This window comes from Oceanimonas sp. MB9 (assembly GCF_011319775.1).
Taxonomy (GTDB): domain Bacteria; phylum Pseudomonadota; class Gammaproteobacteria; order Enterobacterales; family Aeromonadaceae; genus Oceanimonas; species Oceanimonas doudoroffii.
This window is the reverse complement of record NZ_VFBE01000005.1, coordinates 714001-733968: the sequence shown is the minus strand read 5'-3', so window position 1 is coordinate 733968 and position 19968 is coordinate 714001. Positions and strand designations below refer to the sequence as shown.

Sequence of the window (19968 nt, the reverse complement as noted above, 5' to 3'; positions counted from 1 at the left end):
ACTTTACACTGAATGCGAAATCCGGCATGATCCCTGCCGTTTTATTGCCTGCGTTAACAAGAGGACTCAATGGCTAAAGAAGACAGTATTGAAATGCAGGGGACCATTCTGGAAACCCTGCCCAACACCATGTTTCGCGTTGAGCTGGAAAACGGCCATGTGGTCACCGCTCACATCTCCGGCAAGATGCGCAAGAACTACATTCGCATTCTCACCGGTGACAAGGTCACTGTCCAGCTGACTCCCTACGACCTGTCCAAGGGTCGCATCGTCTTCCGCTCTCGCTAAGTCGTCACTCCCCGTTTCGGTTGAGGCAACAGGCTTAACAGCCAGGGGCGAAGCTTCGCCCTTCATCGCCAGGCACTGCTCCGTTTTCGTTGGAAGAAAAAATGCCCGGCGCCGTAAACGGCGCCGGGCATGTTGCCTTTCATTACCGGCTCAGTGCGCCAGGGACGCCTCCGACTGAAACTCGAAGTGCAACTGCTCGTTGCGCAACATCACCCGTACCGCACCGCCGCCGACCAGCTCGCCAAATAGCAGCTCGTTGGCCAGGGGCTTTTTCAGCTGTTCCTGAATGACCCGGCCCATGGGACGGGCACCCATTGACTTGTCATAGCCCTTTTCCGCCAGCCAATGGCGAGCCTGCTCGCTGACCTCCAGTGACACACCCTTGGCATCCAGCTGGGCCTGCAACTCCACAATGAACTTGTCCACCACTCGGTGAATAATGTCCATATTGAGGTGGTTGAACCAGATGATATGGTCCAGCCGGTTACGGAACTCAGGGGCAAAGGTGCGGTTGATTTCGGTCATGGCATCATGGCTGTGATCCTGTTGCTGGAAACCGATGGACTTGCGCACGGTTTCCTGCACCCCGGCGTTGGTAGTCATCACCAGGATCACATTGCGGAAGTCCGCCTTGCGGCCGTTGTTGTCGGTCAGGGTGCCGTTGTCCATCACCTGCAGCAGAATGTTGAACACATCCGGGTGCGCCTTTTCGATCTCGTCCAGCAGCAGTACCGCATGAGGATGCTTGATCACCGCATCGGTCAGCAGGCCGCCCTGGTCAAACCCCACGTAACCCGGAGGCGCCCCAATCAGTCGGGACACCGTGTGGGCTTCCATGTACTCGGACATGTCAAAACGAATCAGCTCAATGCCGAGAATGCGCGCCAGCTGCTGGGTCACCTCGGTCTTGCCCACCCCGGTGGGGCCGGCAAACAGGAAGGAGCCGATGGGGCTCTTCTCGTTGCCCAGGCCGGCACGGCTGAGGCGAATGGAGTCGGTCAGCACTGAGATGGCCTTATCCTGACCAAACACCACCATTTTCAGGTTGGGCTCCAGGTTCTTCAGCGCCTCCTTGTCGGAGCTGGATACGGACTTCTCCGGAATGCGGGCAATCTTGGCAACAATGGCTTCAATGTCACCCACCCCTATGGTCTTCTTGCGCTTGGACGGCGGCATCATGCGGATCTGGGCGCCGGCCTCGTCGATGACATCGATGGCCTTGTCCGGCAGGTGCCGGTCATTGATGTACTTGGCCGACAGCTCGGCCGCGGCCCGCAATGCCTTGGTGGTATAACGCACATCATGGTGCGACTCGTAGCGGCTTTTCAGCCCCTGCAGAATGCGGGCGGTGTCGTCCACCGACGGCTCGAGAATATCAATCTTCTGAAAACGCCGGGCCAGGGCCCTGTCCTTTTCAAAGATCTGACTGTATTCCTGATAGGTGGTGGAGCCTACGCAACGGATCTGGCCACTGGACAGCAGCGGTTTCAGCAGATTGGCGGCATCCAGCTGGCCGCCGGAAGCGGCGCCGGCACCGATGATGGTGTGAATTTCATCGATAAACAGAATGGCACCTTTCTGTTTCTCAAACTGCTTGAGCACCGCCTTGAAGCGTTTTTCAAAGTCGCCCCTGTACTTGGTACCCGCCAGCAGGGAGCCCATGTCGAGGGAGTAGATGGTGCTGTCGGCAATAATTTCCGGCACGTCGTTGTGTACAATGCGGTAGGCCAGCCCCTCGGCGATGGCGGTCTTGCCCACCCCGGCCTCACCCACCAGCAGCGGGTTGTTCTTGCGCCGGCGGCACAACACCTGAATGGTGCGGTTCAGTTCCTGATCCCGGCCGATCAGCGGATCGATACGTCCGTCCTTGACCCATTGGTTAAGGTTGATGACAAAGCCTTCGGTCTGGTTGCTGGCCGCCTCATCGTTGTGCTCTTCCTGACGGGATGACGAGGCGTCTTCCTGTTCACCGTCCTTGCGGACGCCATGGGAAAGGAAATTGACCACATCGAGCCGGCCCACGCCGACCTTTTTCAGCAAATAGGCGGCCTGGGACTCCTGCTCGCTGAAGATGGCCACCAGCACGTTGGCGCCGGTAACCTCGGCGTTGCCCGAGGACTGCACATGAAACACGGCTCGCTGCAACACCCGCTGAAAGCCCAGGGTAGGCTGGGTTTCGAGATCATCATCGCCCACCGGAATCAGCGGCGTGGTCTGTTCAATAAAGCTGCGGGTTTCCCGCTGCAACAGATCCAGATCGGCGCCACAGGCCTGCAACGCTTCCTTCGCCGCGGGGTTTTCCAGCAACGCCAGCAACAGGTGCTCCACCGTCATGAACTCATGGCGGGATCGACGGGCATCGTTGAAGGCATCATTCAACGTGCTCTCAAGATCTTTGTTCAACATAGGCACCTCCCCTAAGAAACTCCGGTCACCCTTTTGCTTGGGTCATGTCTTACGCCTGCTCCATGGTGCACAACAACGGGTGTTCGTGCGTACGGGCAAACTTGTTTACTTGCGCAACCTTGGTTTCCGCAATCTCTGCGGTAAACAGTCCGCAAACCCCCTTCCCCTGGTAATGTACCGCCAGCATGACCTCGGTGGCCTTGTCGACGTCCATGGCGAAAAATCGCTGCAGTACTTCCACTACAAAATCCATGGGGGTGTAATCGTCATTATTCAAGATAACCTTGTACATAGGAGGGGGCTGCAACGCAGTTTCTTCCGCCTCCCTTACCTGCTCCTCGACGGTCTGCTGTGTTCTTCTGCCCATATAATTACTCTAAATCACGGTGTTGGATCCTGCTACAGCGGAACGGCATTTGGCCTTGTTTCAGACTGTGGCTGTGATCTGCGCCGAATGTTTTGGTGTCGCCCGAAGCCATCATGCCGACCACCACGGCAACCACTCCCGTCTTTCACCCTACCGCCTGGACCGGGGCTGTCAACACATCCTCGGGGTCATGCGGAAAGACTGGCAAAACGGGACACTTTCGCAAAAAGCCTCTCGCTACCCCCTTGACTCCCCCACCGGTTGCACTAGAGTGAGTAGTGGCAATCGGTGGTAGTTTCGTTCGAAGCTTACTGCGAGCGGTTTCATTCGGCGATAAATCAACGCCAGTTATAATGGGCCGCAGCCAGTTTCTCAATGTTGTTTAGGATGTTTGAGTAAAAGGACGCACGAGTATGACAACCGGAACGGTTAAATGGTTTAACAACGCCAAAGGGTTTGGTTTTATCTGTCCGACGGAAGGGGGCGAAGATGTCTTCGCGCACTTTTCCACCATCAAGATGGAGGGCTATCGTACCCTGAAAGCAGGCCAGGTCGTTCGATACGAAACAGAAAAAGGCCCCAAAGGCAACCATGCGGTAAGCATTGAGCCTGCAGGAGAGCCGGCATAATAAAGCACGGGATGGTACCCCATCCTTCTGAAAAGAGGCGCCAACAGGCGCCTCTTTTTCGTTTTGTGGCTCAGTCGTTCAACCAGAAGCCCAGCCCAAATCCCAGCAAGGCCAGCCCCAGCAGTGCCAACCCCAGCGGACGGGCATGATGGCGCCACAACCGCAGCGCCTGTTTGCCGGTCAGCCGCACCAGCAAGGCCAGGCCGTAATAGCGAATGCCCCGGCCTATGGCCGATGCCAGCATAAACAGGCCCAGCGGATAATCGCCGGCGCCGGCGGCCAGCATGGCCACCTGAAAGGGCACCGGCGTAACCGCCACCGTCAGAATGGCCATAAAACCCCGCTCGGCGAGCTGCCGGGAGAAGTCATCAAACTGTTCGGCACTGCCCAGATGGGCCAGCAGAGAATGATCCAGGCTGTCAAACAACCAGGCACCGGCACCGTACCCCAGCAACGCGCCGCACAGGCAACCGGCCAGGGTCACCCCGGCCAGCAGCCACAACCGCTGTCGTTCAATCAGCAACAACGGGATCAGCACCAGCTCCAGGGGCACCGGCAGCATCAGCGCCTCCAGCAACGACAGCACAAACAACAGTGGCAACAGCCAGAATGAACCGGTGAAACGCCGAATCCAGGCCGGCAGCGCATTGTCGGGTTGAGTCATGATGGCTCCGCAAACGGTTGACACAAGCTTCCGGGCCGGCGTGCTTTTCCCGGCTCACGGGCTCTGTTAACTTAAACAACACCAGCCCAAAAAGGAAATCGCCCCCATGGAAGCCAGCCCGCTTGCCCCCGCCCTGTTGTCTCCCGATGAACTGACCCTGGTCCGCTGCCGCGACATGCTGGGCCAGTTACAGGACTGGCTGGAGCAACGCTTTCAGTCCGGTGACGATGTCACCGAACTGGTATGCACCCGTTCCCAGCACATGGATCAACTGCTGACCGGACTCTGGGCCCGGCACGGTCTGCATCAGCAACCGGATCTGGCGCTGGTGGCAGTGGGGGGATATGGTCGCGGCGAGCTGCACCCCTGCTCCGACATCGATCTGCTGATACTGAGCCGTCATGCCCTGGACGAGGCCCTGAACGAGCGCGTTTCCGATTTTGTCACCCAGCTCTGGGATCTGCGCCTGGAAGTGGGCCACAGCGTGCGGTCGGTGGCCGAATGCGTCGCCCAGGGTGAGCAAGACATCACCGTGGCCACCAACCTGATTGAGGCGAGGCTGATCACCGGCTGCTATCACACCTTTGCCGCCCTTACCCAGGCCACGGCGCCGGACAAATTCTGGCCCAGCCAGGCCTTTTTCGAGGCCAAACGCCAGGAGCAGGAACTGCGTCACCGTCAGTTTCGGGATACCAGCTACAAGCTGGAGCCCGACATCAAGAACAGTCCGGGTGGCCTGCGTGACATTCAGACCATCAGCTGGGTTGCCCGTCGTCATTTCGGCGCCACCACCCTGGGGGAAATGGTCAGCCACGGCTTTCTCAGCGAGGCTGAGTTTGCCGAGCTGCAGGACTGCCAGACCTTTTTGTGGAAACTGCGCTTTGCCCTGCACACCGTCACCCGCCGCCCCGACAACCGTCTGTTGTTCGACCGCCAGCGCGCCGTGGCCGCGGCCCTGGGCTTTGCCGGCGAGGGCAACGAGTCCATCGAACACATGATGAAGCGCTACTATCAGACGGTGCGCCGGGTGGCCGAGCTGAACGAGTTGCTGTTGCAGCTGTTTGACGAGGCCATTCTCGGCCATATCGCCATGGACGTAAAAAGCCTGACCCCGGAATTCCGCCTGCGCGGGCGATTGATTGACGTGGTGGATCCCGAGCTGTTTATGCGGGAGCCGGCGGCCATGCTGCGGCTGTTCTACCAGATCGCGGTGCACGGTCAAATCGCCGGCATCTACTCCACCACCCTGCGCGAACTGAGGGATGCACGCCGCCGGCTGCCGGGATTTCTGTGCGAACGGGCCGACTGCCGCCGCCTGTTCATGATGTTGCTTCGCCATCCCGGCAGCGGCCGCCTGGCACTGACCCTGATGCACCGCTATGGCATTCTCGCCGCCTATTTTCCCCAGTGGAACAAGATTGTCGGCCAGATGCAGTTCGACATGTTTCACGCCTACCCGGTGGATGAGCACACGCACCGCGTGCTGAAAAACATCGCCCGTTTTCGCGATGCCGACCGCCGGCGCAGCCACCCACTGTGCCATGAGATCAGCAACCGGCTGCGCAAGCCTGAGCTGCTGCTGCTGGCGGGACTGTTCCACGACATTGCCAAGGGCCGGGGGGGCGATCATTCCACCCTAGGTGCCGATGACGCCCTGGCCTTTTGCCTGGACCATGATCTCGACCGCTCCGACGCCCGCCTGGTGGCCTGGCTGGTGCGCTGGCACCTGTTGATGTCGGTCACCGCCCAGCGCCGGGATATTCACGATCCGGACGTGATCCGCGAGTTCGCCACTCAGGTGCGGGACGAGCTGCGCCTGGACTTTCTTTACTGCCTGACCGTGGCCGATATCTGCGCCACCAACGACGGCCTGTGGAACGACTGGAAGGGTAGCCTGTTGCGCGAGCTGTATTTCGCCACACAAAAGGCCCTGCGCCGTGGGCTGGAGAACCCACCGGACCTGCGCCTGCGCATTCGCGAGAACCAGCAGCAGGCCCGCCGCCTGCTGGAGCACATGAACAGCCCCACCGAACACCTCAAGACGCTGTGGTCACGGCTGCCCGCGGATTACTTTCTGCGCCACAGCCCGGAGCAAATCGCCTGGCACAGCAGCCATATTCTGGCTCACGACGATCCACACCGGCCCCTGGTGCAGATCAGCCAGCAACCGGGCCGGGGCGGTAGCGAGCTGTTTATCTACAGCCCCGACTCCCCCAACCTGTTCGGCCGCGTGGCGGCGGCCCTGGATCAGAAAAACCTCAACATTCACGACGCCCAGATCATGACCTCCAAGGACGGTTATGCCCTCGACACCTTTATCGTGCTGGAGCCGGATGGTCAGCCGGTAAGCGGCGACCGCCTGAACGAGCTCAGCTCCGGCCTGAGCCTGGCGCTCAACAGCCGCACGCCACCGGTGGCGCGGCTGCGCCCGCCCTCGCGCCGGCACCGGGAGTTTCATGTGCCCACTCAAGTGCACTTTCTGGACCCGGCGCGCAGCAGCAAACGCACCCTGATGGAGGTGATCGCCCTCGACACGCCCGGCCTGCTGGCACGCATCGGTGCCGTGTTCAGCCGCCAGGGCCTGAACCTGCACGCCGCCAAAATCACCACCATCGGCGAGCGAGTGGAAGACTTTTTCAGCCTCACCAACAGCGACGATCGGCCATTAACTGAGCAGGAGTGCACTCGGCTGCGGGAAAAATTGGCAGATGAACTCAACCATGGCGGCAAAATATGATAAAACGGGCACCAATTCAGGAATCCGACACATTTATGGAGTGAACACCATGGCAAACTTTGCTTTCGGTCTGGGCGTGGGTACCAAATCCGCCAAAGGAGAATGGCTCGAGGTTTATTACAACCAGCCGCTGCTGAACGCCGATGAGGCCCTGATCAAGGCCGTGGCCGACCAGACCGGCTATCAGGGTGGCAACGCCGCCATCGAGCTGGATGCCGCCCGGCTGAGCGAGCTGAAGGCCGCACTGCTGTCGGTGGACGCCACCGCCCAGGCCGAGATCGCCGAAGTGCTGGAAGGCAGCACCCAGCCGCTGGTGCTTACCATTCTGGAAACCGACGCCGCCCCTGCCAGCACCGCCGAGGTGTACCTCAAGCTGGCCCTGCTGTCACACCGCCTGGTCAAGCCGCACGGCCTGGATCTGTCCGGCATGTTCGGCCTGCTGCCCAACGTGGCCTGGACCAGCGAAGGCGCCATTGCCGTGGATGAGCTGGCCAAACGTCAACTGCAGGCCCGCGCCCAGGGTCGCACCATCAGCGTCAACTCCGTGGACAAGTTCCCGAAAATGACCGACTACGTCGTGCCCGCCGGCGTGCGTATCGGCGACGCGTCCCGCATTCGCCTGGGTGCCCACGTGGGTGAAGGCACCACCGTGATGCATGAAGGCTTCATCAATTTCAACGCCGGCACCCTGGGTGTGAGCATGGTCGAAGGCCGCATCTCCGCCGGTGTGGTGGTGGGCAACGGCTCCGATCTGGGCGGTGGCTGCTCCACCATGGGCACCCTGTCCGGCGGCGGCAACATCGTCATTTCCGTGGGTGAAGGCAGCCTGCTGGGCGCCAATTCCGGCCTCGGCATTCCCCTGGGGGATCGTTGCACCATCGAATCCGGCCTGTACATCACCGCCGGCGCCAAGGTGACCGTGCTGGACGATCAGAACAATGAAGTACAGACCGTGAAGGCCGCCGATCTGGCCGGCAAAACGGATCTGCTGTTCCGCCGCAACTCCCAGACCGGCCGCATCGAGGTGAAGACCAACAAGTCTGCCATCGAGCTGAACGCCGAACTGCACAAGCACAACTAAGCGGCCAGAAGGCCCAATGATGCAAACGGCGCCTCGGCGCCGTTTTTGTTTTACCGACCAGAAAAACACCACTCACCCCGCATTTCTGCTATGATGCGCGCCCGGCCGCTTCGGCCCTTTCATTTCATCACACAGCGAAGCCTTCCGTGACCAACACCGACTTTTCCACCCTGCCCCTGGGCTCTGCCTTGCTCGACAACCTCGCCACCCTGGGATATACCCGCATGACCCCCATTCAGGCCCAGGGCCTGCCGGCGGTGCTGGCCGGCGAAGACGTGATCGCCCAGGCCAGTACCGGCAGCGGCAAGACCCTGACCTTTGGCCTCGGCCTGCTGTCCCGGCTCGACGTCAGCCTGAACCGGGTACAGGCCATGGTGCTCTGCCCCACTCGGGAGCTGGCGGATCAGGTGGCACGGGAGCTGCGCAAACTGGCCCGGGCCATGGCCAACGTCAAACTGGTGTCACTGTGCGGCGGCTCACCCACCGCGGCCCAGACCGCCACCCTGGCGTTTGGCGCCCATATCGTGGTGGGCACCCCGGGGCGAGTGCTCAAGCACCTGCAACAGGGCAGCCTGAACCTGGACGCCCTCAACACCCTGGTGCTGGACGAGGCGGACCGCATGCTCGACATGGGCTTTGCCGATGACATACGCAAGGCGGTGGCCTTTACCCCGGCCGCACGCCAAACCCTGCTGTTTTCCGCCACCTATCCCGACGGCATTGCCGAGCTCAGCCAAGGCCTGCAGCGCCAGCCCCACACCATCTCGGTGGCCGAGGAGCCGAGCAGCGACAACATCGTCGAGCTGCTGTTTGAAACCCGCCCCGAGCAGCGCAAGACTGCCCTGGCCACCCTGCTGGCACACTACGCCCCCGCCTCGGCGGTGGTGTTCTGCAATACCAAACGGGCCTGCCAGGAAGTGGCCGACCACCTCGGCACCCTGGGTTTTGCCGCCCTGGCGCTGAACGGTGACCTGGAGCAGCGGGAACGGGATCAGGTGCTGATCCGCTTCGCCAACGGCAGCGCCAATATTCTGGTGGCCACCGACGTGGCCGCCCGCGGCCTCGACATCAAGGAGCTGGCGGCGGTGATCAACTACGACATCACCCAGGATCCCGAAGTGCATGTGCACCGCATCGGCCGCACCGGTCGCGCCGGCCAGCAAGGCCTGGCGTTGAGCCTGTACAGTCCGCAGGAAGCCTTTCGGGTCAACATGATTGAGGAATACCAGCAGGCACCCATGGCACAGGGTTCACTGGCGGCACTGAACGGCCAGGCCGCTCCGCGCCAGCCGGAGATGGTCACTCTCAATATCGCCGGCGGCCGCAAGAGCAAGATTCGCGCCGGCGACATTCTCGGCGCCCTCACCAGGGACGCCGGCCTTGCCGGCAACCTGGTGGGCAAGATCGACATCGCCGAAATGCAGTCCTATGTGGCGGTACACAAGGACGTGGCCCGGCAGGCGCTCAGGCACCTGCAACAGGGCAAGATCAAGGGACGCAGCGTGCGGGTCAGCCGGCTGGGCTGATGGCCAAACGCCGCCCTGGGTCCAGGGCGGCGTTTGCCGGATCAGGACTCGTTGAAGTGGCGATGAATGTAGTCAACCTTTGACATGAACTGCTCCTTGAGGGTCGCACTGTCATACTCGAAGTGATAGCTCTGATGGAAGTTGAGCTGTAAGGTCACTCCACTGCCCGACAGCACCACGCTGTAACCGTCAAAATCGCTGGTGGCCACTATGCCTTCCAGCATGTGCCCGTCTTCATAGGGCTCGCCAAAACGGCGAATCTTGTCGAACACTTCCAGGATCACGCGATTATCCAGTTCGTTCTGCATCTGTTTCTCCTCATTTAAAGCGGCCAAATCCACAACAGCATGGGCACGCTGATCGCCACCACCAGCAGCTCCAGTGGCAGCCCCAGCCGCCAGTAATCCCCGAATCTAAAGCCGCCCGGACCCAGGATCAGCGTATTGTTCTGGTGGCCGATGGGGGTCAGAAAGGCACAGGAGCCGCCGATGGCCACCGCCATCAGAAAGGGATCCGCACTCACCGCCAGCTGGTTGGCGGCCCCGAGCGCAATGGGACACATCACCGCCGCCGTGGCCGCGTTGTTCATCAAATCCGACAGCGTCATGGTCACCACCAGGATCAGCACCAGGGCCACCAGGGCACTGCCCTGGGCAATGCCGTCGAGCAGCAGTCCCGCCAGCAGGCGCGCCGTTCCCGTCGATTCCATGACGTCCGCCACCGGGATCAGCGCCCCCAGCAACACCACCACCGGCCAGTCCACGGCGTTGTATACCGAGCGCGGCGGCACGGTGCGAAACACCATGGACGCCAGTACCCCGGCGGCAAAAGCCACCGCCGCCGGCAACCAGCCCAGGGCCGCCACCGTGACCGAGGCCGCCATAATGCCGGCGGCGGTCAGCGCCTTCTTCTTGTCGGGAATACGCAGCTCCCGCTCCGCCAGGGGCACACAGCCGGTGCTGGAGGCAAACTCGGCAATCAGCTCGGGCGTGCCCTGCATCAGCAGCAGATCGCCGGCGCGAAAGGCCAGCGCCCGCAACCGCTTGAAGGAACGCTGCCCCTGGCGGGATACCGCCAGCAGGTTCACACCAAACCGGGTGCGCAGCTGAATGCCCCGAGCGGTGCGGCCCAGCAGCTCCGAGCTGGGCAGGATCACCAGCTCCATCAGCACCACCTCGTCATAGCCGTCAACCTCGGGCTTGTCCTTTTTCTCTTTCTTGTCCTTTTTGGCCCTGGCTTCATCGTCCTGCTCGGCGGCGCCTTCGGGATCGGCATTGCCCTTGTCTTTTTCCTTCTCTTTTTCTTCCTTTTCTTTTTCCTTTTGCCGCTCTTCCTTGGTGGCCTGGGCTTCTTCCAGCTTGAGCCCCAAACTCGACAGGGCATGGGACAGGGTATCGGCTTCCGCCTCCAGCATCAGAATGTCGCCGGCCCGAGTGCGCCGGCGCGGGCTGGGCGTCATCACCCGTACCTCGTTTCGCACCAGCCCCAGCACCTGAGCATCGGCTTCCACCAGCGCCAGCTCCAGCTCCCGCAGGGTAAGCCCTTCGGCCTTGCAGCCCGCCGGCACCCTGGCCTCGGTAATGTAGGCGCCGGACTCAAAGCCTTCCATGCCCGCCTGCTTGCGCTCGGGCACCAGTCGCCAGCCCACCAGGGCCACAAAGGCCACACCCAAGGCCGCCACCGCCAGTCCCACCGGGGTGTAGTCAAACATGCCAAAACCATCGGCACCGCTGGCCTGGCGAAAGCCCGATACGATCAGGTTGGGCGGGGTACCGATAAGGGTGGTCATGCCCCCCAGAATGGTGCCAAAGGCCAGCGGCATCAGAATGCGCCCCGGTGGCAACTGCTGCCGTCGGGCCATCTGCAGCGCCACCGGCATCAGCAGCGCCAGCGCCCCCACGTTGTTCATAAAAGCCGACAGCACCGCGCCCAGTCCGGTCAGGGCCACCATGGCCAGCACGGTGCCGGACTGGCTGGGCAGCAACGTGCGCGCCAGCACGTCGACCGCCCCAGAACTCTGCAGCCCCTTGCTCAGCACCAGCACGCAGGCCACGGTGATCACCGCCGGGTGCGCCAGTCCTTCAAAGGCCTGTTCGGCGGGCACCAGGCCGGCGAGAATACAGGCCAGCAGGGCGCCGGCGGCCACCATGTCGTGTCGCCAGCGCCCCCACAAAAACATGCCCACGGTGGCGACCAGTATGACGAGAATGGTGATCTGCGCCTGCTCCATGATTTCCGCTCCTGAAATGGGCACATCCTGTGCCGCCATGGCGACCGGAACCACCCCGCCAGCAGGGGCCGGAACACCGACAGATTTTGCCCGAGTGTAGCAGTCATTCCCCGGCTGCTGACAACAGAAAAATGATAATACCTTGAATATAAAGGCGTAAAACGAATTTACCGGCAACCGGCCGCCATCGTCGTGGTGTTTGTGGTGCGGGCAGGCTAAGATCGCCCTTTTTGACGACGACGGTGACCTCCATGATCAAGCTTGGCGACAACAACTCCCTGCCCCTGCTGCGGCTCGACGACAAGGGCGGCTGGCTGGACGGCGGCGACTTCGGCGAGCTGTTTCTGCCCAAGAGCCAGCTGCCCGTCGGCTGCCGGCCCGGCGCCGGCGTGGAGGTATTTGTCTATCTGGATGCGGATCTGGAGCCGGTTGTCACCACCAGCCGCCCCAAGGCCAGGGTGAACCAGTTCGCCTCGCTCAAGGTGGTTACGGTCAACCGCCTGGGGGCCTTTCTCGACTGGGGCATGAAGAAGGATATTTTCGTGCCCGCCCGCAATCAGGCCCAGCCCATGCAGGTGGGCCGGCATTATGTGGTGCGGCTGTCGCTGGATCACGAGGGTCGTATGGTGGCCACCAGCAAACTGGAGCCCTTCCTGAGCAAGGAGCTGCCCCGCTATCGTGCCGGCGACGAGGTCGACCTGCTGATCGTGGCCGGCACTCCTCTGGGGCTCAAGGCGGTGGTGGATGGCCAATACTGGGGGCAGCTGTTCAAATCGGAGCTGCCCGAACGACTGCCGATGGGCAAGAGCCTGCGCGGCTACATCAAGCAGGTACGGGACGACGGCAAGCTGGATCTGACCCTGTTCAAACCCGGCCCAGGCAAGACCGACGAGGCGGCGGACAAGGTGTTGGCCCGGCTTGAAGCCGCCGGTGGCCGACTGGCGGTGAGCGACAAGACCGATCCCGATACCATTTACCGCCAGTTCGGTATCAGCAAGGGCACCTTCAAAAAAGCCATTGGCGGCCTCTACAAGCAGGGCAAAATTGTCATTGAAGCGGACGGGATCCGGCTGTCGGCTGAGAAGTGATGAGGAAAGGAGTGTGGGTGGCCATGCCCACCTCCTGCCGCAAGGCGGTACCCTGGTTTTAAATCCTGTCCATCCAGCCCTTGAGCCAGTCCAACGCCGGCACTTCCGGCTCCAGGGTTTCGGTGGCATCCACCAACAGGCGGTCGGTCACCGCCTGCGCCTGCAGTTCCTGCAGCTGTTCATCAAGCTTTTTGCCGGCACCACAGAAGTCCTCGTAGCTGCTGTCGCCCAGGGCCACCAGGGCATAACGCACCGCGGGGATAGGCGGGCAGGCTTCGCGCAGTGTCTCAAACAGCGGCACCAGGTTGGGCGGAATGTCCCCCTGACCGGTGGTGGAGGTGACAAACAGCCAGAAATGAGACGGATCCAGATCCGCCAGCTCCGCATCTTCATGCAGGGTCACGCCGTGCCCCGCCTTGACCAGTTCTTCTTCCAGGGTTTCCGCCACCAGCACGGCCGAGCCGTAAACGGTGCCAATAATAATATCCACTGTTGCCATACTTCCTCCTGTCAGAAAAGTCGTAAGTCCAGGGCTCGGGACAGCTCCTCCAGCGCCCAGATCCCCGCCACCGAATTACCATAACCATTCAGCTCCGGCGACCAGACGCACACCGTAAAGCGCCCCGGCACCACCGCCACTATGCCGCCCCCCACACCGGACTTGGCCGGCATGCCCACCCGGTAGGCAAAGTCTCCGGCCGCATCATACAGCCCCGAGGTAAACAGCAGGGCATTGAGTTGCTGTGTCTGCAGCCGGGGCAGCCACTGCTCACCCGTCATCACACAGCGTCCGCCGTTGGCGAGAAAGCTGAAGGCGCGGGCCAGATCCACGCAGTTCATGGACAGGGCGCAGTAGCTGAAGTAGGCCCTCAGCACCTCGTCCACCTCATTGTGGAAATTACCAAAGCTCTTCATCAGGTTGGCCATGGCCGCATTGCGAAAGCGGTGCTCGTATTCGGAGTTGGTGACCTTGTGATCGATGCGTATGCCCGTATTGCCGGCCCTTAGCCGCATCGCTTCCAGAAATGCATGCACCGGTGCCGACAGCCGGGAGCTGAGTGCGTCCACCACCACCAGGGCGCCGGCATTGATAAAGGGATTGCGTGGAATGCCCTGCTCGAATTCCAGCTGTACCAGAGAATTGAAAGCATTGCCAGATGGCTCCTTTCCTACCCGTTGCCACAGTTCGTCGCCATAACGCTGCTGCGCCATGGCCAGGGCAAAGGCCTTGGAGATGCTCTGAATGGAAAATGGCTCCTCGGCATCACCACTGCAATACAGCTCGCCATCCAAGGTACAGATGGCCATGCCAAAGCGCCGGGCGGGCACCTGTGCCAACGCGGGAATGTAATCGGCTACCTTGCCCTGGCCAAAAAATGCACGGGCCTGAGCGTCAATCCGGTCGAGTAAAGGTTGAAGTGTCACGATACGCCTAACCCGCTGAAAGCGCGGATTCTACCTCGCTCTCCCTGCTCGCGGCGAGCGCCCTTTCCCAACCAAATTCACAAATAAGCGAACGCCAGGTTGTGTCCAGCGGCGCGTCAAGCCGCAGTGGCATGCCGGTCACCGGATGCGTCAATTGCAGCCGGGCGGCGTGCAGCATCAGCCGGTCGCACTGGTACTGCTCGCGAAAAAAGCGGTTGTGACGGCCATCGCCGTGGCTGGTATCGCCCACGATGGGGTGGCGCAGGTGGGCCATATGCCGGCGCAGCTGGTGCTTGCGACCGGTTTCCGGACTGAGTCGCACCAGGCTGTAGCGACTGGTAGCATGCTTTTTCGACACTGCGAAGGGCAACTCTACCCGGGCCAGCTCCTGCCAGCGGGTAATGGCGTCCTGGGGCGGCTTGTCGGCATCGGCGAACTTGTCGGCAATGTCGTCGAGCTCCCGGGTCAGGGCATAGTCGAGCCGGCCCTCGCCTTCGAGGTAACCCCGTACCAGCGCCAGGTAGGTTTTGTTCACCCGGCGCTCGCCAAAGGCGTCGGTCAGGCTGCGGGCCACCTCGGCGCTTTTGCCGAACAACAGCAGGCCGGAGGTGGGCCGGTCCAGCCGGTGCACCGGAAACACGTGGCAGCCCACGGCATCCCGGGTCAGTTGCATGGCAAAGCGGGTTTCATGGCGGTCGAGCCAGCTGCGGTGCACCAGCAGGCCGGGCTCCTTGTTGACCGCCACCAGCCAGTCGTCTTCGTACACCAGTTCAATGCTCATGACTCACGCACCACCGGCCGGCCGCTCAGGGCTTCATCCAGGCGGGCGATGGCCTCGTTCAGTGCACTCGCATCTGCATTCACCCCCTTGAAGCTCTCCACCGCCACGGGATAGACGGCAATGCGGCCGGGCAGCGGACTGCCCGCCGCCAGCATGGCTCGCAACCGCGGCAGCAGCACAAACTGCAGCCACTGAGGCAGGCTAAGGGTGTCGATGCAAAATGGCTGGGTACTGGCCAGTGCCGCCGCAGAGGGGGGCTCGCTGTCCCACCAGCCAAGGGTTTTCAGCTCCTGTTCAATGTCGAGCAGCAGGCGGGAAATGTCGGCGGTCATTGAGCAAACTCCGAGTAAAACGGCCCGCTACTATACCATCCCGGCCGCCGACTCCCTATAATTCGCCCTCAAGACAGGAGGAGCCCATGCACATAGACACACTCAGCGACTTTTTGACCCAGGCCGGCACCGACTTTCGCCTGTTCGATCTGGGCCGGCGCCTGCAGCCCCTGGCGCAGGACGATTTTGCCGCCATCGAGGCCGGCCGCCGCCCCTACCCCTGGCCGCTGCAGCGCCACGCCTGGCTGGCGGTGTGTTACTGGCAGCAACAGGGTGGCCAGCCCTATGTGTGGTTCCTTAAAATTCCCCTGGACGAGCGCGGCCTGTTCAACAACGCCGCGGTCAAGCATTTCCTGTCGGCGCTGGTGGAACAGCTCGGTGGTGACATTCATGCGCCGCTGACCGAGGAGCAGCAACAACGGCTGGCCGATACGCCCTTTACCTTTCAGCCGCCCCAGGACAAGCTGGCCGCCTTTCATGCCCGCCTCAGCCTGAGCCTGGGCCATGCGCCCTCGGCCTTTTACCAGGGCGTGCTCGACTACCTGGACAGCCCCGATACCCACGACTGGCAACGGCTGGGCCTGCAAGGGCTGGCGGACGTGGCCGCCCGGCTCGGCACCGATGCCACGCTGGCCAAACGAGTGCAGCAGCGACTGTGGCAACTGCCGGCACCGGTGCAGCAGGCGCTGCTGGCCCAGTGCGAACACCACCCCCTGCCCCAGGCCCTGGCCAAAACCATGATTGAAGCCATTAACGGTGAGCAGGAGCGCGCCGGCCCCGATGAAGAGCGCATTGGCCTGCTGCTGCGCGCCACCGCCGGCTGCCCCCCCTTTCGCGAGCGCAGCGTCAAGCTGGCCAGCCTGATGAGCCTGAATCCGGGCCCCACCCTGATGCTGACCCTGGCGGCCCGACTGTGGCAGGAGCTGACCGATGAAACCCTGCTGCTGCAATACCTGACCCTGCTGGCAGAGCAGCACGGCGAGCTGTTCAACGGCCTGTTTGCCGAGCTGGTGTCGGTGCCGGCGTTGCGTCCGCTGATCCTGGCCAACCTGCACAACCCCGAGCTGCCCGGCCCGCTCAAACAGGCCCTGGGCAGCCTGTTTAGCGCCGCCCGTGGCTGAGCTGCTCGGGCTGCTGGCGCTGTTTCTGCTGGGCGCCGGGGTCTGGCAACTGCGCCGCCAGAGCGAGTTTGCCGGCCGCTGGCTGCAACACTATTGCAAGCGCCAGCAGTTTCAGTTGCTGAGCATTTACCGCTACCGTTTTTGCTGGCGTAAGGGCCGGTTACTGGCCCATTTTCGTTTTGAATTCAGCCACGACGGCGTGCAGCATAACGAGGGCGAGCTCTGGCTTGCCGGCCTGCGGGTGGTGGAGGTCTCGGTGCCGGTGCTGCGAGAGCCGCCGGGCCCCTTCGAGGAGCTATAAGCGTTAAGTGGTCGGCTTAACGTGGTGTTGATTGAAGATTCCGCTTGGTGCCTGCTAATGTGGCGTTCCTGGTGAGATGGCCGCCGGCCTGCGCCGGAGTGACAAGGTTCGGGGCCAACGACTATCTTTCAAACAACGCCACTTACGGCTGATGGCTTACCGCAAAAACAGGAGGTCAACATGGAGCATATTGTTCACCCGTTCAGCGAACTGTTTGAACAACTGGGACTGGATGCCAGCCACAAAGGCATAGAGCACTTTTTGCATAATCACCGACTGCCACCCGAAGTGGAGCTGGTCGAGGCGCCATTCTGGAGCCATGCCCAGGCCAGTTTTCTGAAGGAAGGACTGCAGGAAGATTCGGACTGGGCCGAGGTGATCGATCAGCTCAACGCCAGTCTGAGATAACCAACGGAGTTTTCATGTCTCAGGACATTATTGATGCCATTCATCGCCTTGCCGCCGACGGCAAGGCCATTACCACCGCCACGGTGCGGGCGCGGCTGTCGGGCCCGGTCAACATGGCCGAGCTGATCAGCCTGGTGAACCGCTATCGCCAGTCGCCGGAATCGCTGCCGGCCGAGGTAGCCGCACCGACCCCGGCCCCAGCCACCTCGCCGACGGAGGATCGCCTGGCGGCGCTGGAAGAAAAGGTGCGCCTACTGGAAGCCCGGCTGGCGCGGTTAGAGGAGCTCGGTGCCTGATGTGGGTTTGTGAACTTCAGTTTGACTGCTACCAAGACACCGGGCTGGCCGAGGCCGAACAGGCGGTGCGCCAGCTGCTGGATGCCCTGCGTTACAACGGCCAGATCATCGGCCGGGAGTTTCCCACCGTTATTCATCAGGGTTGGCTCACCAGCCGAGTGGTGTGCCCGGAAGCCGACAGCCTGCACCCGCGCCATCACAGTCGCCAGGTGGAGCTGGCGGTGGAGCGGCTGCATCAGGCCGGGCTCACCAGCCCCAAGGTGAACCCGCGCGGGCCGGATCTCAACTCCGACACCACAGACGAACCCCACCAGCCCGAGTGGCAGGTGCTCTATACCAGCTACCTGCATACCTGCTCACCGCTGCGCTGCGGCGAGCACTTTGCCCCCATTCCCCTCTATCGCATTCCGCCGGTGGCCAACGGCGACTTCAAGCAGGTAGTGAAATGGCAGGAGGACTGGGAGGCCTGCGATCAGCTGCAGATGAACGGCTCCATTCTCGAGCATGGTGCGGTGCAGGAGCTTTCCACCACCTCCAGCCTGCTCAGCCGTCGTGGCCGGGATCTGGCCAAGCGCATCGAATACCTGACCAAGGTGCCAACCTTTTACTACCTGTACCGGGTGGGCGGCGACAGCCTGGCGGCGGAGCAGGCCCGCCCCTGCCCTGGCTGTGGCGGTGACTGGCGCCTCGACGCCCCGCTGCACGATATTTTCGACTTTTTCTGCGGGCCCTGCCGGCTGGTGTCCAACCTGTCCTGGGATTTCAAAGACTGACCGGCTCGGCCCGGTGCAGAAAGGTGGCCAGATCCGGCGCCAGCTCACCAATCGCCCCCTTGCCAAGGCGCTCCAGCAACACGGCGCCGCTGGCGTTGTCTAGGGTCACCAGCCGGTGCTCGTCCCGGCAGGTGGCGATAAACCAGGTGGCCGGCAGCCCCAGCTTGCGCTGCATCAGCTGATGGCCAATCTGGTTTTGCTGCAGCCGCTCAAAGTCGGCCGAATTCCAGGGTTGCAGCAGGGTCACAAACAGTCCCTTGTAACACAGGGGTAAATGCCCGGCGTAATAATGGCCGAACAACGCCGTCAGCGAGGCGTGCACCGGCATCTCCAGGGCATGGCCCAGGTTGTCAAAGCTGCCCGGCTCGGGGCGTAAAAAAGGGCGCCAGGCCACCCGGCCGCCGTGGGCCGGCAGCAGCTCGGCCGGGGACGGCTCGGCGGCATCATGCTCGGCCAGGGGCTGGCCATAACACCGGCGATACTGCTCAAACAGGGCGGCCAGTGCTGGCACCTCTTGATTCTCCATGGCAAAGCCTCACAATACGGAAATGTAAACAACGAATAATACCGAGATGGTTCCAATCGCCTATGGCGAAGGCCATGTCGCCGGCCTGTTTCATTTTACCAACCGGAACTTCAAATGACACCAGAGCAGAAATACCAACAGAGCCCCGCCCTCGCCGAGCTGCCCCTGGGCAAGCACAGCGACTATGTCAGCGAATATGATCCGTCTCAGCTGCAGGCGGTACCCCGCAGCCTGAACCGGGACGATCTGGGCCTGGATGCCGCTGCCCTGCCCTTTTCCGGCGAAGATCTGTGGAACCTGTATGAGCTGTCCTGGTTGAATTCCCGGGGCAAGCCGATGGTGGCCATGGGCGAGGTACGGGTGCCCGCCAACAGCACCAACCTGATTGAGTCCAAGTCATTCAAGCTCTATCTCAACAGCTTCAATCAAAGCCGCTTTGAAAGCCTGGCGGCGGTCGAGGAAACCATGACCCGGGATCTCTCGGCCTGCGCCCAGGGCCGGGTCAGCGTCAGCCTCTATGAACTGCAATACGCCCCCGCCCAGTTTGGCCGCCTGCCCGGCCACTGCATCGATCAGCTCGACATCGATATCGACCGTTACCAGCCCGACGCCGACCTGCTGGCCAATGCCACCGACGCCGACATCGTCAGCGAAACCCTGCACTCCCACCTGCTCAAGTCCAACTGCCTGGTGACCGGCCAGCCCGACTGGGGCAGCGTGATGATCCGCTATCAGGGTCCGCGCATTCACCAGGACGCCCTGCTGCGCTACCTGGTGGGTTTTCGCCAGCACAACGAGTTTCACGAGCAGTGCGTAGAGCGCATTTTCATGGATTTGATGCAGCATTGCCGGCCCGAGGAGCTGACCGTCTACGCCCGTTATACCCGCCGGGGCGGCCTCGACATCAACCCCTACCGCAGCAATGTGGCCGGCAAGGCCGCCAATGTGCGCCTGCTGCGTCAGTAACCCGGGCCACCTTGAGGCTGGAC

General features: G+C 62.1%; 22 protein-coding genes. 12 read left to right on the top strand and 10 right to left on the bottom strand.

Going from position 1 to position 19968, the window contains the following annotated elements; genetic code table 11:
- Nucleotides 1–69: 69 nt before the first annotated feature.
- The gene (gene infA / locus OJHNALOF_RS06675; protein WP_014291892.1) at nt 70–288 is read left to right on the top strand and encodes a translation initiation factor IF-1; all 219 of its coding nucleotides are present in this window, start codon (nt 70–72) and stop codon (nt 286–288) included.
- Nucleotides 289–438: 150 nt separating this feature from the next.
- Here infA and clpA read toward each other — a convergent pair whose 3' ends face one another.
- Both clpA and clpS read right to left on the bottom strand, forming a co-directional pair.
- Complete coding sequence (gene clpA / locus OJHNALOF_RS06670) at nt 439–2694, bottom strand: ATP-dependent Clp protease ATP-binding subunit ClpA (protein ID WP_165661550.1); 2256 nt, start codon at nt 2692–2694, stop codon at nt 439–441.
- Nucleotides 2695–2743: 49 nt separating this feature from the next.
- Nucleotides 2744–3061: an ATP-dependent Clp protease adapter ClpS gene (gene clpS, locus OJHNALOF_RS06665; protein WP_094199864.1), complete on the bottom strand. Its 318-nt coding sequence runs from the start codon at nt 3059–3061 to the stop codon at nt 2744–2746.
- A gap of 413 nt (nt 3062–3474) precedes the next feature.
- Here clpS and cspD point away from each other — a divergent pair, with 413 nt between their 5' ends.
- Nucleotides 3475–3690, top strand: coding sequence for a cold shock domain-containing protein CspD (cspD, locus tag OJHNALOF_RS06660; protein WP_094199865.1), 216 nt, complete (start codon nt 3475–3477; stop codon nt 3688–3690).
- Between the two features lie 70 nt (nt 3691–3760).
- Here cspD and OJHNALOF_RS06655 read toward each other — a convergent pair whose 3' ends face one another.
- Nucleotides 3761–4354, bottom strand: a complete 594-nt coding sequence (locus OJHNALOF_RS06655; RefSeq protein WP_165661549.1) for a YqaA family protein — start codon at nt 4352–4354, stop codon at nt 3761–3763.
- 106 nt (nt 4355–4460) lie between these two features.
- Between OJHNALOF_RS06655 and glnD the strand changes: the two genes are divergently transcribed.
- The 3 genes from glnD to dbpA all read left to right on the top strand — a co-directional run bounded on the left by glnD (nt 4461) and on the right by dbpA (nt 9698).
- Nucleotides 4461–7091: a bifunctional uridylyltransferase/uridylyl-removing protein GlnD gene (gene glnD, locus OJHNALOF_RS06650; RefSeq protein WP_165661548.1), complete on the top strand. Its 2631-nt coding sequence runs from the start codon at nt 4461–4463 to the stop codon at nt 7089–7091.
- Nucleotides 7092–7140: 49 nt separating this feature from the next.
- A complete protein-coding gene (gene dapD / locus OJHNALOF_RS06645; RefSeq protein WP_094199868.1) occupies nt 7141–8172 on the top strand; it encodes a 2,3,4,5-tetrahydropyridine-2,6-dicarboxylate N-succinyltransferase in 1032 nt (343 codons plus the stop codon).
- A 146-nt stretch (nt 8173–8318) separates the two neighbouring features.
- The gene (gene dbpA, locus OJHNALOF_RS06640; protein WP_165661547.1) at nt 8319–9698 is read left to right on the top strand and encodes an ATP-dependent RNA helicase DbpA; all 1380 of its coding nucleotides are present in this window, start codon (nt 8319–8321) and stop codon (nt 9696–9698) included.
- A gap of 41 nt (nt 9699–9739) precedes the next feature.
- Here the strand turns inward: dbpA and OJHNALOF_RS06635 are convergent, their stop codons facing one another.
- Nucleotides 9740–10006: a DUF3081 domain-containing protein gene (locus OJHNALOF_RS06635; RefSeq protein ID WP_094199870.1), complete on the bottom strand. Its 267-nt coding sequence runs from the start codon at nt 10004–10006 to the stop codon at nt 9740–9742.
- Nucleotides 10007–10020: 14 nt separating this feature from the next.
- On the bottom strand, nt 10021–11928 hold the full coding sequence (locus tag OJHNALOF_RS06630) for an SLC13 family permease (protein ID WP_094199871.1): 1908 nt from the start codon (nt 11926–11928) through the stop codon (nt 10021–10023).
- 251 nt (nt 11929–12179) lie between these two features.
- On the opposite strand from OJHNALOF_RS06630, the gene OJHNALOF_RS06625 reads away from it, so the two are divergent.
- Nucleotides 12180–13016: a S1 RNA-binding domain-containing protein gene (locus tag OJHNALOF_RS06625; RefSeq protein WP_165661546.1), complete on the top strand. Its 837-nt coding sequence runs from the start codon at nt 12180–12182 to the stop codon at nt 13014–13016.
- A gap of 58 nt (nt 13017–13074) precedes the next feature.
- Here OJHNALOF_RS06625 and OJHNALOF_RS06620 read toward each other — a convergent pair whose 3' ends face one another.
- From OJHNALOF_RS06620 to OJHNALOF_RS06605, 4 genes are read right to left on the bottom strand one after another with little or no spacing between them, the layout of a single operon-like run.
- Nucleotides 13075–13515, bottom strand: a complete 441-nt coding sequence (locus tag OJHNALOF_RS06620) for a flavodoxin (protein WP_165661545.1) — start codon at nt 13513–13515, stop codon at nt 13075–13077.
- Nucleotides 13516–13526: 11 nt separating this feature from the next.
- The gene (gene glsB / locus OJHNALOF_RS06615; protein WP_370462309.1) at nt 13527–14444 is read right to left on the bottom strand and encodes a glutaminase B; all 918 of its coding nucleotides are present in this window, start codon (nt 14442–14444) and stop codon (nt 13527–13529) included.
- Nucleotides 14445–14448: 4 nt separating this feature from the next.
- Nucleotides 14449–15222, bottom strand: coding sequence for a tRNA pseudouridine(65) synthase TruC (gene truC, locus OJHNALOF_RS06610; RefSeq protein WP_165661544.1), 774 nt, complete (start codon nt 15220–15222; stop codon nt 14449–14451).
- Nucleotides 15219–15554, bottom strand: coding sequence for a YqcC family protein (locus OJHNALOF_RS06605; RefSeq protein WP_094199876.1), 336 nt, complete (start codon nt 15552–15554; stop codon nt 15219–15221). The genes truC and OJHNALOF_RS06605 overlap by 4 nt, the downstream gene beginning before the upstream one ends.
- Nucleotides 15555–15640: 86 nt before the next feature.
- Between OJHNALOF_RS06605 and OJHNALOF_RS06600 the strand changes: the two genes are divergently transcribed.
- The 5 genes from OJHNALOF_RS06600 (at nt 15641) to OJHNALOF_RS06580 (ending at nt 18453) form a co-directional block, all read left to right on the top strand.
- Nucleotides 15641–16675 (top strand): DUF3549 family protein, encoded by a 1035-nt coding sequence (locus OJHNALOF_RS06600; protein WP_165661543.1) that lies wholly within the window; start codon nt 15641–15643, stop codon nt 16673–16675.
- The gene (locus OJHNALOF_RS06595; protein ID WP_094199878.1) at nt 16668–16976 is read left to right on the top strand and encodes a DUF3301 domain-containing protein; all 309 of its coding nucleotides are present in this window, start codon (nt 16668–16670) and stop codon (nt 16974–16976) included. The genes OJHNALOF_RS06600 and OJHNALOF_RS06595 overlap by 8 nt, the downstream gene beginning before the upstream one ends.
- Nucleotides 16977–17156: 180 nt before the next feature.
- Nucleotides 17157–17384: a DUF2789 domain-containing protein gene (locus OJHNALOF_RS06590; RefSeq protein WP_094199879.1), complete on the top strand. Its 228-nt coding sequence runs from the start codon at nt 17157–17159 to the stop codon at nt 17382–17384.
- Between the two features lie 14 nt (nt 17385–17398).
- Nucleotides 17399–17680 (top strand): hypothetical protein, encoded by a 282-nt coding sequence (locus OJHNALOF_RS06585; RefSeq protein WP_165661542.1) that lies wholly within the window; start codon nt 17399–17401, stop codon nt 17678–17680.
- Nucleotides 17680–18453, top strand: coding sequence for a Zn-ribbon-containing protein (locus OJHNALOF_RS06580; RefSeq protein ID WP_165661541.1), 774 nt, complete (start codon nt 17680–17682; stop codon nt 18451–18453). The genes OJHNALOF_RS06585 and OJHNALOF_RS06580 overlap by 1 nt, the downstream gene beginning before the upstream one ends.
- On the opposite strand, the gene OJHNALOF_RS06575 is transcribed toward OJHNALOF_RS06580, so the two are convergent.
- Nucleotides 18443–18979: a SecY-interacting protein Syd gene (locus tag OJHNALOF_RS06575; protein WP_165661540.1), complete on the bottom strand. Its 537-nt coding sequence runs from the start codon at nt 18977–18979 to the stop codon at nt 18443–18445. The two genes, OJHNALOF_RS06580 and OJHNALOF_RS06575, sit on opposite strands and share 11 nt — an antisense overlap.
- Nucleotides 18980–19093: 114 nt before the next feature.
- Here OJHNALOF_RS06575 and queF point away from each other — a divergent pair, with 114 nt between their 5' ends.
- Complete coding sequence (gene queF, locus OJHNALOF_RS06570; RefSeq protein WP_165661539.1) at nt 19094–19945, top strand: NADPH-dependent 7-cyano-7-deazaguanine reductase QueF; 852 nt, start codon at nt 19094–19096, stop codon at nt 19943–19945.
- Nucleotides 19946–19968: the final 23 nt, after the last annotated feature.